Below are 14,488 nucleotides of genomic sequence, written 5' to 3'. Positions count from 1 at the left end.
ATAAAATATATGCAATCAAATTCAACTAAGCCTTATTTAATAAGAGCTTTGCATGAGTGGTGTACAGATAATAACTATGAACCTTACATTTTAGTTAAAACTGATGATACTACTATAGTTCCTCGTTTATATATTAAAAACGGAGAAATTACGCTAAATATAAGTATAGACGCAACTGCCAAATTGCAAATAAAGAACGATGCTATAACGTTTCAAGCTAATTTTAATAATACAATAGAAAATATTTTTATACCAATGGCTAATATTATAGCTATATACTCCCCTGTAACAGGAATTGGTATGGAATTTACTTTTTCAAAAGCTAATAATGATAGCAATTTAGAAAACATTAAGAGTAAACAGTTTTCTATAGTCAAATAATTAAAATATGTTATCATTGGCTTTTTTGTAAAAATTTATTACAATAAAGGATGTTTGTTTTTATAGAGCCGGCTTAGCTCAGTTGGTAGAGCAGCGCACTTGTAATGCGAAGGTCGGGGGTTCAACTCCTCTAGTCGGCACCATAGTATAAGATCATCATATTTTAAGTAGTTTTAATTTAGCTATTGACATGTTCTTAATTTAAAAATATCATCTTTAATAATGGTATTTTGAGTCAATATTATTTTTCCCTGATAGCTCAGTTGGTAGAGCGACGGACTGTTAATCCGCAGGTCGCTGGTTCGAGTCCAGCTCGGGGAGCCATATTTTTTATTAAATCCTTTTAGTCGGCCTCTTTCCTAATTTACTAGGTATTCGATAGCCAAATAAACAAAATTACACTATTTAAAATCACTTATAAGAATATGCAATGAAGGATATTGCTAGAGAAGTTAAAAGAAGAAGAACTTTTGCTATAATTTCACACCCTGATGCTGGAAAAACTACACTTACAGAGAAAATACTATTGTTTGCTGGAGCTATACAAATAGCAGGCAGTGTTAAGGCTAGAAAGTCTTCTCGTTATGCAGCTTCTGATTGGATGGAAATAGAAAGACAAAGGGGCATTTCAGTAGCGTCTTCAGTAATGCAAATAGAATACCGTGATTGTATAATAAACCTTCTGGATACTCCTGGTCATCAAGATTTTTCCGAGGATACCTATAGAGTTTTGACGGCTGTTGACGGCGCATTAATGGTAATAGATGCTGCTAATGGAATTGAATCACAAACAATACGACTCTTAGATATATGTAGATCTAGAAAAACTCCTATTATTACATTCATAAATAAATTTGATAGAGAAGTTAGAGAGCCATTAGAATTATTGTCAGAGGTAGAGAATAGTTTAAAAATTGAATCTGTACCATTTTCATGGCCTATTGGAATGGGAAAGTCATTTAAAGGAGTATTTAATCTTAAGGATGATAGAATACTTGTATTCAAACCAGGACAAGAAACATACACTAAACCTGAAAACATCCTGGATAACTCATATGACAACAAAGAAAGATTTAATAATTTCTTTGCGCCAATAGCTCAGGAAATAGATTTAATTCGTAACGCAACCCCAAAATTTGAACAAGAAAAATTTATTAATGGCGATCAAACTCCCATATTCTTTGGTTCTGCTATAAATAATTTTGGAGTTCAAGAAATATTAGACTCTATAGTAGATTATTTACCTGCTCCTTCCCCTATTATTACTATAAGCAGAACAGTATACCCTGAAGAAAAAAAGTTCTCTGGCTTAGTATTTAAGATACAGGCAAATATGGATCCATCTCATAGAGATAGGGTGGCCTTTATAAAAATAAATTCCGGTAAGTTTACTAGAGGCATGAGTCTAAAAAACATAAGAACAAAAAAGGAAATAAAAACTAACAGTGTTGTATCTTTTTTATCACAACGCCGAGAAATAGTAGAAGAGGCTTTTGCAGGTGATATTATAGGAATTCCTAATCATGGGACTATCCATCTAGGAGATGTTATAACTGAAGGAGAATATCTAGAATTTACTGGATTACCATTTTTTGCTCCCGAAATGTTCTATTCTGTAGAACCTAAAGATCCATTAAAAACAAAACAACTATATAACGGATTACGACAACTTGGAGAAGAAGGAGCTATACAAGTATTCCAATATTATTCTGGAGGACCATTACTCCTAGGAGCTATCGGCAAATTACAATTTGAAGTCGTAGCACATAGACTAAAGAACGAATATAGTGCTGATGTTATGATGAATGCTACTCGATATAATATGGCAAGATGGATAACATCAGACAATAAACAAATACTTGATAGATTCATAAACTCAAACATTACAAATATGGCATTTGATATTACAAATTCACCTGCGCTTCTAATCAGTTCTGGCGCTCAACTCAGATCACTATCGGAGCTATATCCTAATATAAAATTCCATAGAACTAGAGAACATAATAAAACATTTGTAAAGCAATAAAAGCAAAGATGTTAAGAATAAACAGAACAGCACTAGTATTTACATTAATACTTTTGTTAGTTATATGTATCGTTTTTATAGATAAATGGCTTACAAATAATAATCCACTATCTATGGATATTAATAATAGAGGAAGTGGCATTATGCGTTTGAATGCTGATGGAAAACAACATATAGCACAACCTCCACAACCTAGTTCTGATAAATTGCTAGAAAAATATATGTTAAGAAAAGATGCTATAGAGGAGACAAAAGATATTTCTATAACAAATCAATATCGTAAAAAAATTTCACCAGAAGATCAAAAAAAAATAGAAAAAGATAAAATGATTTTATTAGATGAAATGTCAAAAAATATAAAAACCATAGACCTAACAAAATAATTAGACTGATTACTAAATTAGTAAAAATACCAAAATAATAGATGCCGCATGACAACAATCTTATATATTTACATGATAATATATTAAAAATATAAGGTATTATAAAGATTCTGAATGTGACTCCATGATAATTAATTATAGGTTATGTCCATGGATCTTATATAAACTAAGTATCAAGTTCTTCTCTGTAAATACTTGGTTTGTAGCGTTAAAAATAGTAGATACTATTGTCAAAATGATTTTTATTTATAATAAATATGGATATAAAATATGATTACTAAACCAGCTACTAAATATATGCCGTTTCGTCCTTTTAAAAAAGATTACTGTAATAGAACTTGGCCAAGTAAATTTATAACAAAAGCCCCTATATGGCTTAGCACTGATTTAAGAGACGGTAATCAGTCACTCATTGAACCAATGAATATTGAACGCAAAATAAGTTTTTTTGAGCAATTACTAAAAATTGGATTTAAAGAAATAGAAATTGGGTTTCCTTCTGCCTCAAAGACTGAGTTCGACTTTACTCGTAAGCTAATAGAAGATGAATACATACCAAACGACGTGACAATCTCAGTTCTTACTCAATCGAGGGAAGACTTAATAAGGAAGACAGTAGAAGCTGTTTATGGGGCAAAAAAAGCTATAGTTCATTTATACAATGCATGTGCTCCTTCTTTTAGAAAAATAGTATTTAATATGAATCGTGATGAGATTAAAAAAATTGCTATGAATGGAGCTAATCTCGTTAAGGATTTATTTAGCCAGTATTCAGATAAAACTATTTGGCAATATGAATATTCTATAGAAGTTTTTAGTTCAACAGAATTAGAATTTGCACTAGATGTTGCCAACACAGTGATAGACATTTTTCAACCTACCGTTAATAATAAACTAATATTAAATCTACCCGCAACAATAGAAACATCTACACCTAATATATATGCTGACCAAATAGAATGGATGAATAGAAATATAAACAACAGGGATAATGTAATACTAAGTGTACATCCTCACAATGATCGTGGTACCGCAGTTGCATCAGCTGAATTAGCTATTATGGCTGGTGCTGATCGAGTCGAAGGTTGTTTATTTGGACATGGAGAGAGAACAGGTAATGTTGATCTAATAACATTAGCATTAAACCTGTATACACAAGGAATTGATCCAGGGTTAGATTTCTCTGATATTGATGAGATAAGAAGATGTGTTGAACATTGCACGCAAATGATTACACCGCCAAGGCACCCATATGCTGGAGATCTTGTGTTTACGGCATTCTCAGGATCACATCAAGATGCCATAAAAAAAGGAATGGCCTTACAGAAAATGGATACCATATGGGAAGTTCCTTATCTGCCAATAGATCCAGCTGATTTAGGAAGGAGCTATGATGCAGTAATACGTGTTAACAGTCAGTCTGGTAAAGGTGGAGTAGCATATCTTATTGAAAGAGAATATGGATTGGTTCTACCAAGGAAACTACAAATAGAATTCAGTAGAGCTGTTCAAAGATTTACAGATAAAACTGGAAGAGAAGTTACAGCTGAAGCAGTTTATAATATATTCAAATCAGAATATCTAGATCAAAGATCGCCATGGAGATTAATTCGTCATCGTATAGATGGAGATCCACAAGCAGCAGAAGCCAAGCATTTTTCTGTTGAGGCAGAGATAGAATGCAATGGACAAAAACGAATTATACACGGCGAAGGAAATGGAGCAATTTCTGCTTTTATATCAGCACTAGGATTGCCTGCAAGGATAATGGACTATCACGAACACTCTTTGGGATCAAATACCAATACACGTGCTGCATGTTATGTTGAGTTACGCATAGAACATAATAGTTCTATATTTGGAGTAGGTATAGATAGGGATATCGTAACTGCATCTTTTATGGCAGTTCTCAGTGCAATAAATAGACATCTTGAATCAGAACAACAATCATAATACGATAATATTTACTACAAAGACAATATTTATATTATTGTCTCTTGTAGTAAAATAAAACATTAACTTACATTACATTATAGAAATACATCATGCTCTTAGGGCACAAAAAACAAATAATATCATCTATTCAAAGTTTGATAACTAAAAATTTCCCAGAAATTAAAATTGAAATTTTACTAGAAAAACCAAAAATACAAGCACATGGTGATATTTCAACTAATATTGCAATGCGCATTTCAAAGATGGCAAAAACTAACCCCCAAAAAGTTGCCACTCTATTGGTATCAGATTTACTTATTGATAATAATTTATCAAAAATAATTAATAAAATTGAAATAGCTGGACCTGGATTTATAAATTTTTATTTGTCTAAAAATGCTATTTTTGAAGTCATTCCATCAATTGAAAAAAAAGAAATATTATATGGATACAACAACAACACAAATAAAAAGATACTAATAGAATATGTTTCAGCCAACCCTACTGGTCCCCTACATGTTGGCCATGCTAGACAAGCAGCGATAGGAGATGCAATATGTAAACTATACAAAGCATTAGGATGGAAGGTGTTTAAGGAATTTTATTACAATGATGCAGGAAATCAAATTAACAATCTAGCCCTCAGTGTACAAAAAATTGCAAAAGGAAATAATATTGTTAACTATGCTGTAGATGATAATGATCTATATAAAGGAGACTATATTTCAGACATAGCCAATGATTTTATTAATAGAAAATCTGTTCAAATAAATGAATCAAATCAAGTAATAGCAAGCGGCAACATAGACTCTTTGTCTGATATAAAAAATTTTGCAGTAGCTTATTTAAGGAGAGAACAAGATCTAGATTTAAAATCATTTGGAACAATATTTGACAACTACTATCTGGAAAGTTCACTCTATACTTCTGGCAAAGTATCAGAAGTAGTAAAAGAAATTGATAATAATGGCTATTCATACGAAAAAGATGGAGCTGTTTGGTTACGCACTACTGATCTAAATACAGGTGATGATAAGGATAGAGTAATGCGTAAAAGTACTGGTGAATACACATATTTTCTCCCTGACGTTGCATATCACAAAACTAAATGGGATAGAGGTTTTCACTATGCTATTAATATCCAAGGTAGTGATCATCATGGAACAATAGCACGTGTAAGAGCTGGTTTACAGGCATTAAATATAGGAATACCTAAAGAATACCCCAGTTATGTCTTACATAAAATGGTAAAAATAGTTCGTAATGGAGAAGAAGTCAAGGTCTCAAAAAGAGCTGGCAATTATGTAACTATGCATGATATTGTAGAATGGGTTGGACGTGATGCTGCTCGTTATTTTTTAATACAACGACGTTCTGATACTGAATTCATATTTGATATAGATCTAGCCATATCAAAATCAGAGGATAATCCAGTATTTTATATACAGTACGCATATGCTCGTATAAACTCTGTTATTAATAAGGCTAATGTAAATAATAAAGAAATATATAAAGCAGATCTATCATTACTTAATAGCACAGAAGAGTTAAGTTTAATAAAGAAATTATCAGAATTTCCAGAGACTGTTTATCAATCAGCTACTGAACTCTCACCTCATAATTTAGCATTTTGGTTGCGAGACTTTGCATACGATTGTCATGCATGGTATAACTCGAATCAAATTATATCAGAACAATTAGATATAAAGTTATCTAGGCTTAGATTAGGAAAAGCCACTTTGCAGATTCTTAAAGATGGTCTGGAAATTCTTGGAATATCGGCCCCTGATAGAATGTAATGTAGGTGTTTAAAAAACAAATAACTAATGATATCTATTATATTGATATAAAACTAGATATCTCAATACCATAGACATTTCAGTACTGAAATGTCTATGAAAAACTATTGTGAATAGCAACTGAGGATTAAAGTTCTACTATTCTGAAGTTACATTTTAAAATTTCTTATATGATGATGATAAAAATTTACAAAAAATGTCAATTATTAGTGAGAATTATCATTATTGTTATAACTTTTCTTATATCAAATAATTGTAATGCTGAAAATGGATATGAGGTAATTACTAATAAGATCGAGTCTCTTGGTAAAAACAAAATAGAAGTGATAGAATTCTTGTCTTATATGTGTCACCATTGTACAGCAATAGAAAATATCTTAAATCAATGGCAATCATCCCTAACATCCGATGTAACTCTAATAAAAATTCCTGTATCTTGCAATAAAAAATCTGAGGAATTGCAAAAATTATATCTAACAATAAATGAACTCAATAAACCACACCTGCATAGTGAATTATTCTATATGTTTGGCAATAAAAAAAAATCAATAAAACAGGTAAAAGACCTGACATGGTGGTTAAACAGTAAAAACATAAACACAAATGAATTCTTAGAATTATATAACTCATTCCATATATATTCAAAATCAAATAGAGCTAATCAATTAGCTAGATTATATGAAATAAAAGGGGTACCTACTTTTATTATTGGTGGAAAATACATAACATCACCTGCTATGGCAGGAGATGATTATGAATGCACAATAAAAACTATAGATCATCTTATAGAAAAACTTCGTAAAGAATGATTCTAAAATAAAGCTTAACGCTCTAAATTATCTTTTTAATATTTTTGAAATAAAACTATCTAACATTTCTAGCATTAATGAAATCTCATCTCTTGAAATATTTAATGCAGGCATAAATCTCAGAAGATTGCTTCTAGGTGCATTTAAAATTAAACCTACAGGTCCAGAATTTCTTGCAAGCTCTACAATAGCTGGCGCATCATTACTATTTAGTATTAAAGCACGCAAGAACCCCATCCCTCTCTCTCCATTCATACCATACTTATCTGACAAATCGGATAATCCTTTAGATAAAAAACCAGAATTTATCACAACTGATTCCATAAAATTAGTATTGTTTATTGCATTCAATACAGACAAACCAACAGCAGTACATAAAGGATTACCATTATATGTGCCTCCTTGATCCCCATGTGAGAAGACACAAACACTATTTCTAGCAAGAAGAGCTGATAGAGGAACACCACCACCTATACCCTTACCCAGAGTCATAATATCTGGCACCAAATCATATTGTTGGTACGCAAATAATGTCCCAGTCCTGCCCATTCCTGTTTGAACCTCATCAACAATAAGGAGCAAATTATTGTAATCAGCTAGATTACGTAAATCCTGCATAAATTTCTTATCTGCTGGTATTACACCAGCTTCTCCTTGAATTGGCTCAAGCATAATAGCTACTACATCATCATCAATTAGTTCTTTTACCGACTCAATATTATTTAAATCTGCCTTTATGAAACCTTCCATTCTTGGCGGGAAAATATTATCCCACCCATCTTTCCCAGAAGCTGACATAGTAGCTAAAGTACGACCATGAAAACTATCTTTCATAGTAATTATTTTATATGCTCCTTTTTTATGAATTTTACCCCATTTGCGAGCTAATTTTATTGCTCCTTCATTTGCCTCTGCCCCACTATTAGCAAAGAAAACATGATCAAAACAAGATGCCTCTACCAAACTAGTTGCTAACTCTACTGATGGTTTATTATAGAAAGCAGGAGAAGGATTTATAAGTAATCTAGACTGTTCTAACAAAGCATTAATAACTTCCTTAGGACTATGTCCTAAGGAATTAACTGCCCAACCTTGTATAAAATCCAAGTATTTTTTCCCAGTGCTATCTTCTAACCAAGAACCATGTCCACGCAAGAATACCAAATCTGGGCGTGCCGTTATATCCATTAATGAGGAAACTTTAAGTTTATTTAATTCCATATAAATAACCACCAAAATTAAAACTGTTGATAAAAGATCATATATAAGATCAATGTGGTACTACTATATAAACCACTAGACAATTGACAATTTATTTAAAAACATCCTTAATATAATAAATCAAATAATAAAGTATACAATATACGCCTAATTACTTACGAAAACATCTTAAAAAATATGGATAAACAGCTGATAATTGCAGAAAAACCATCTGTTGCAAATGATATATCAAAAGCCTTGGGGGGCTTTAAGAAGAATAATGAGTTTTATGAAAATGAAGACTATGTGATTACATCAAGCATAGGGCACCTACTAACTCTATCAGCATCAAATGAGCCATCTAAAGGTAAGTGGAACCTCTCTAGCTTACCTATAATACCTAATAAATTCGAACTAATTCCTATTGATAAAAGAGCTTCTGAACGTTTAAAACTACTGAACAGAAGCATCAAACGAAAAGATATCAAATCAATAATTAATGCCTGTGATGCAGGAAGAGAAGGAGAACTAATATTCAGGTACATTATAGAGTTTTCTAAAACAAAAAAACAAGTCTATCGCTTATGGTTACAGTCTATGACTAAAGATGCAATACAAGATGCATTTAAAAATCTAAGAACTGATGAGCAACTAAAATCTCTTGAGCATGCTGCTCGTTCCAGGGCTGAAGCTGACTGGTTAATTGGGATTAACGGTACCAGAGCAATGACAGCATTTAATAGTAAAGATGGAGGTTTTTTTAAAACTACTGTTGGTAGAGTTCAAACTCCTACTCTTACTATAGTTAGCAAACGTGAGAAACAAATAAAAAATTTCATATCTCAAGATTATTGGGAACTAGTAGCTACTTTTGAATCAAAAAACGGGTCCTATGATGCTAAGTGGGTTAATAGTTCTTTTAAAAAGAATGATAATGATCCAGAAAAAAGAGAATCAAGGATATGGTCTTATGAAGAAGCTTCTAGAATAAAGAGAGAATGTGAAAATACTACTGGGTTTGTTTACGATAAGTCTAAAAAATCTACCCAATTATCTCCAAGTCTATACGATCTTACTTCACTACAAAGGGAGGCTAATATCAGGTTTGGTCTTTCTGCTAAAACAACTCTTAATCTCGCTCAATCTTTATATGAAAAACACAAAGCACTAACATATCCAAGGACAGATTCACGCCATTTGCCAGAAGATTATATAACAACAGTTAAAGATACTATTAAGTTGATATATAGCACCAATACTGAAATAGTAGATAATATTATATCAAACTGCGCAGGACAAATTACTCAAAATCAATGGGTAAAATTAAATCAAAGAGTTTTTAACAATAAAAAAATTTCTGACCACTTTGCAATAGTACCCACTCTACAAATCCCAAATAAATTAAGTGAATTAGAAGTAAAAATATACGTTATGGTACTAAAAAGATTCCTTGCTGTTTTTTTTCCAGCAGCTGAATATTTAAATACTATAAGGACTACTGAAGTTAATGAACATAAATTTAAAACAGAAGGAAAAATACTAACTAATCCTGGGTGGTTGTCAGTCTACAATAAAGATAACCAAAATACAGATATTGACCTAGTTAGAATAATTGACAACGAAATAGTTACCAATAAATCAGTTATCATAAAAGATCTAACCACAAAACCACCAGCACGTTACAATGAAGCCTCCATACTATCAGCAATGGAAGGAGCTGGAAAACTAATAGAAGACGAGGAATTAAGAGAAGCAATATCTGAAAGAGGATTAGGTACTCCAGCAACAAGAGCATCTATAATTGAAGGTCTTATAAGTGAGCAATATTTACGTCGTTTTGGAAAAGAATTAATACCGACAGCAAAGGCAAATCAATTAATGACATTACTATCGGGGCTAAATATAAAAGAACTAACATCCCCAGAATTAACAGGAGAATGGGAACAAAAACTAAAAAAAATAGAACAAAATAAGCTGGAGAGTTCTATTTTTATGAATGAAATAGTTGACATGACAAAAAATATAGTAAAAAAAACAAAAGAATATGAAAATAATAATGTTCCAGGAGATTACGTTACTTTTGAGAATCCTTGTCCAAAATGCGGAGGCAAATTTGCTGAAAATTACCGTAGATATTGTTGCCTACAATGTGATTTTTCAATAAGTAAACATCCCGGTAGTAGAACTTTTGAATTACAAGAGGTTGAGTATTTATTAAAAAACAAAAAAATAGGCCCCTTGGATAACTTTGTTAGCAAATCATTTAGATCTTTCTCTGCAACTTTATATATAAATAATGACTGGAAATTAGAGTTTGATTTTGGGCAGAATAATGATAATGATATCGCTAATATATCAGAACAGGAAACATTAGGAAATTGTCCAAAATGTTCTGGGAGTGTATTTGAAAATAACAACAGTTACATCTGCTCAAATAATATTAATGAACAAAAAAAATGTGATTTTCGCATAAATAAGAATATATTACATCAGGAAATATCTAATGATCAAATTATTAAACTATTAACTATAGGATCTACAAGCCTACTTGATGGTTTTATTTCGGCGAGAACCAAGAGGAAATTTAAAGCATATCTAACATTAAATCATGGAAAAATAGAATTCAAATTTGAAAAAAATAAAAAAACTAAAGATAACTAAATATGACAAAACTAAATTTAATGATTATAGATCCTCAAAATGATTTTTGTGAGACACCTAAAAATGAGTATCTGTTTAATAAGACATCACCAGCTTTACCAATAGTGGGCTCTAATAATGATATGAAAAGACTTGGAAGCTTTATAAAAAAAAACATAAAAACCATATCTAATATAATAATTACACTAGACAGTCACTATAGAATGGATATAGCTCACACATGTTTCTGGAAAACAGGAGATAACGATGTAGACCCTTTTACCATAGTTACATCAGATGACATTGTAAAGAAAACTATTATTCCAAGGACAAAAGACAACAAAAAACAAATAATAAAATACTTAGAGTATATAGAAAAATCTGAAAAAAAAGGACTAACAATATGGCCGGTACATTGTGAAATTGGCACTTGGGGAAATAATATTAATAATCATATACAAATATCACAGAGAACATGGGAAGATACGAATTCAAAAAGAACTAATATAATCTTAAAAGGATTAGATCCACTAAGAGAACAGTTTAGCGTGCTCTCCAGAGATAACAGAAAAAATATAAAATGTATAAATGAAAAATTAATAAAACACTTAGATAAATGTGATATTTTATTAATAGCAGGAGAATCTAGCAGTCACTGTGTAAAAGAGACTATTGAAGATCTTATATATAATAGCAAAAGAAAAAACCTTGAAAACATAATGATCTTAACTGACTGCATGAGTCCTGTTAATGGATATGAAGAAGATACAAGAAAGTTCCTATCAGATATGGAGGGCATTGGAGTAACAATAACGAACAGTATCGATATAATGAAAATCTTGAAATGACCAATCTATTATATATCTATGTTTGTTGCATATAATGCATTATTTTCAATAAACTCTCTCCTAGGGGAAACATCATCGCCCATTAGTGTAGTAAATAATTGATCTGCAGTTATAGCGTCATCTATGCGTATCTTTAATAGTCTACGAGCTTTCGGATTCATTGTTGTTTCCCATAACTGATCAGGATTCATCTCTCCTAAACCCTTATAGCGTTGTTTTGAAATAGAGCTTTCAGCCTCATTAAATAACCATGTCATTGCTTCCTTAAAATTAGAAATTTTCTTTTCCTTACGTTTATCAGCCTCACCCCGATAAACAATATAATTCTCTCCAATCAAGCCAGAGAAATCGCAGCTTAAATCGCGTAAAAATATATAATCAGATGTTCTTAAAAAATCTCTATCTATTACACAAACTTTCTCATTGCCATGAGTCTTGCGACTAACCCTAATTGCAAAATCATCAATAACAGAAACATCTAGAAAATCATTAGGAATTGATGACTTTACTAATGTTTTGAATAAAAAATCAGCAGATTCTTTAGCTTTATCTTCTGTATCTATATCTATATCCACTCCGTTTACAATAGCATATAAAACATTTATATCAAAATTACGTGATAGTCTTCTAATAATATTTTCTGCCTCAACATATTTACGAGCAAGATTTAAAAAAACCTCACCACTGATATGATCCTTGCCTTTATCAGTTATTAATCCTGCACTTTTTAAAGCAAGTTTAAGAATAAATTCTGATTCATCATCGTTGTCTTTTAAATAAAATTCTTCGCGACCAACTTTTACCTTATAAAGTGGTGGTTGGGCTATATATATGTACCCTCTCTCAATTAATTCTGGCATCTGTCTATATAAAAATGTTAATAATAAAGTTCTTATATGAGCGCCATCCACATCAGCATCAGTCATAATTATTAAACGATGATAACGCAATTTTTCAATATTAAAATCTGTACCTATGCTAGTACCAAGAGCAGTTATCAATGTAGTAATTTGCTCGCTAGCAATTAACCTATCAAATCTAGCTTTTTCTACATTTAAAACTTTTCCACGTAGTGGTAAAACAGCTTGAAACTTTCTATCTCTTCCCTGTTTAGCTGAACCACCTGCAGAATCACCCTCCACTATATATAATTCACATAAAGCGGGATCCTTCTCTTGACAGTCAGCAAGCTTTCCTGGCAAACCACTACCCTCTAGAACACTCTTTCTACGAGTCACTTCGCGGGCCTTGCGCGCTGCCTCTCTAGCGCGTGCTGATTCTATTATTTTAATGCACAATGACTTAGCATCAGTTGGATTCTCTAACAACCATGATTCTAAGGTATGAGATATAACATCCTCAACAGCTGGTCTTACTTCACTTGAAACTAGCTTATCTTTTGTCTGACTACTAAATTTAGGTTCTGGTACTTTAACTGATAGAACACATACAAGACCCTCTCTCATATCATCACCAGAAGTATCAACCTTAGCCTTTTTAGCAAGATCATTGTCAGACATATATTTATTTAGAACACGAGTCATAGCAGCTTTCAATCCAGTCAAATGAGAACCACCATCACGCTGAGGTATATTATTGGTAAAACAAAGAACATTCTCCGAATATGTATCATTCCATTGCATTGCAATTTCTACGTTTACAGGAATACCACCAGCAGACGAATCAGCTATCGTATTAAATATATTCTTATGTAAGACTGTTTTATTTCTATTAATATACTCAACAAAACCCTTAGCCCCACCAGAAAAAGAAAAATTCTCACTCCTATTTTTTATCAAATCAACAAGACGAATCTTAATACCATTATTAAGAAATGATAACTCTCTTAACCTCTTTGATAGAACATCATAATTATATTCAATATTCGAAAAAATCTCTGAATCAGCCAAGAAACAAACTTCTGTGCCAGTATCTTTTGTATCCCCGTAAATAGATAATGGAGAAATACAAGATCCTCTTTTAAACCCTAGTTTATAAATATGACCATCACGACAAATAGTCAAATGTAACCATTCTGATAAAGCATTAACACAAGAAACACCAACACCGTGTAAACCACCTGATACTTTATAAGCATTTTGATCAAATTTTCCACCAGCATGTAACTCTGTCATGACTATTTCAGCAGCACTACGCTTAAATTCATCATCCTGGTGGGCATCAACAGGAATGCCTCTGCCATTATCTTTTACTGATATGGATTTATCCGCGTTAATACTGACTACTATATCATCACAAAAACCAGCAAGAGCTTCATCTATAGCATTATCAACAACCTCAAAAACCATATGATGCAAACCGGTTCCATCAGATGTATCACCTATATACATACCAGGTCTCTTTCTAACAGCTTCTAGACCTTTAAGCATCTTTATTGAACCAGCACTGTACTCGCTGCTCTCTTTCATTAATTTAGTATTTTTCTTATCTGACATTTTAAAAATAA

General features: G+C 31.8%; 10 protein-coding genes and 2 tRNA genes. 10 read left to right on the top strand and 2 right to left on the bottom strand.

From position 1 onward, the window contains the following. Positions 1-9 precede the first annotated feature (9 nt). The 8 genes from CKBE_RS00950 (at position 10) to CKBE_RS00915 (ending at position 7,333) form a co-directional block, all read left to right on the top strand. Positions 10-381 (top strand): stringent starvation protein B, encoded by a 372-nt coding sequence (locus tag CKBE_RS00950; protein ID WP_015237737.1) that lies wholly within the window; start codon positions 10-12, stop codon positions 379-381. A 67-nt stretch (positions 382-448) separates the two neighbouring features. Continuing rightward, positions 449-524, top strand: a tRNA-Thr gene (locus CKBE_RS00945). A 105-nt stretch (positions 525-629) separates the two neighbouring features. After that, positions 630-705, top strand: a tRNA-Asn gene (locus CKBE_RS00940). 106 nt (positions 706-811) lie between these two features. Then, positions 812-2,407: a peptide chain release factor 3 gene (locus tag CKBE_RS00935; RefSeq protein ID WP_015237736.1), complete on the top strand. Its 1,596-nt coding sequence runs from the start codon at positions 812-814 to the stop codon at positions 2,405-2,407. Positions 2,408-2,415: 8 nt separating this feature from the next. Further along, entirely contained in the window at positions 2,416-2,790 is a 375-nt protein-coding gene (locus CKBE_RS00930; RefSeq protein ID WP_015237735.1) for a hypothetical protein, read from the top strand. Between the two features lie 270 nt (positions 2,791-3,060). Continuing rightward, complete coding sequence (gene leuA / locus CKBE_RS00925; protein ID WP_015237734.1) at positions 3,061-4,743, top strand: 2-isopropylmalate synthase; 1,683 nt, start codon at positions 3,061-3,063, stop codon at positions 4,741-4,743. 92 nt (positions 4,744-4,835) lie between these two features. Further along, positions 4,836-6,524 carry an arginine--tRNA ligase gene (gene argS, locus CKBE_RS00920; RefSeq protein WP_015237733.1) on the top strand — a complete coding sequence of 563 codons (1,689 nt, stop codon included), beginning with the start codon at positions 4,836-4,838 and terminating at the stop codon, positions 6,522-6,524. A gap of 209 nt (positions 6,525-6,733) precedes the next feature. Beyond that, a complete protein-coding gene (locus CKBE_RS00915) occupies positions 6,734-7,333 on the top strand; it encodes a thiol:disulfide interchange protein DsbA/DsbL (protein WP_225968684.1) in 600 nt (199 codons plus the stop codon). 27 nt (positions 7,334-7,360) lie between these two features. Here CKBE_RS00915 and CKBE_RS00910 read toward each other — a convergent pair whose 3' ends face one another. After that, the gene (locus tag CKBE_RS00910) at positions 7,361-8,554 is read right to left on the bottom strand and encodes an acetylornithine transaminase (protein WP_015237731.1); all 1,194 of its coding nucleotides are present in this window, start codon (positions 8,552-8,554) and stop codon (positions 7,361-7,363) included. A 177-nt stretch (positions 8,555-8,731) separates the two neighbouring features. On the opposite strand from CKBE_RS00910, the gene CKBE_RS00905 reads away from it, so the two are divergent. Both CKBE_RS00905 and CKBE_RS00900 read left to right on the top strand, forming a co-directional pair. Continuing rightward, entirely contained in the window at positions 8,732-11,194 is a 2,463-nt protein-coding gene (locus tag CKBE_RS00905) for a DNA topoisomerase III (protein ID WP_015237730.1), read from the top strand. A 2-nt stretch (positions 11,195-11,196) separates the two neighbouring features. Then, positions 11,197-12,021, top strand: a complete 825-nt coding sequence (locus tag CKBE_RS00900; protein ID WP_015237729.1) for a cysteine hydrolase family protein — start codon at positions 11,197-11,199, stop codon at positions 12,019-12,021. Positions 12,022-12,029: 8 nt separating this feature from the next. Here the strand turns inward: CKBE_RS00900 and gyrB are convergent, their stop codons facing one another. Then, entirely contained in the window at positions 12,030-14,477 is a 2,448-nt protein-coding gene (gene gyrB, locus CKBE_RS00895; RefSeq protein ID WP_015389937.1) for a DNA topoisomerase (ATP-hydrolyzing) subunit B, read from the bottom strand. Between the last annotated feature and the right edge of the window lie 11 nt (positions 14,478-14,488).

Origin of the sequence: Candidatus Kinetoplastibacterium blastocrithidii (ex Strigomonas culicis), from assembly GCF_000319245.1 — a bacterium.
GTDB classification, from domain to species: domain Bacteria; phylum Pseudomonadota; class Gammaproteobacteria; order Burkholderiales; family Burkholderiaceae_B; genus Kinetoplastidibacterium; species Kinetoplastidibacterium blastocrithidiae.
Note: the sequence above shows the minus strand (reverse complement) of the source record. Positions and strands in the feature narration are given on the sequence as shown.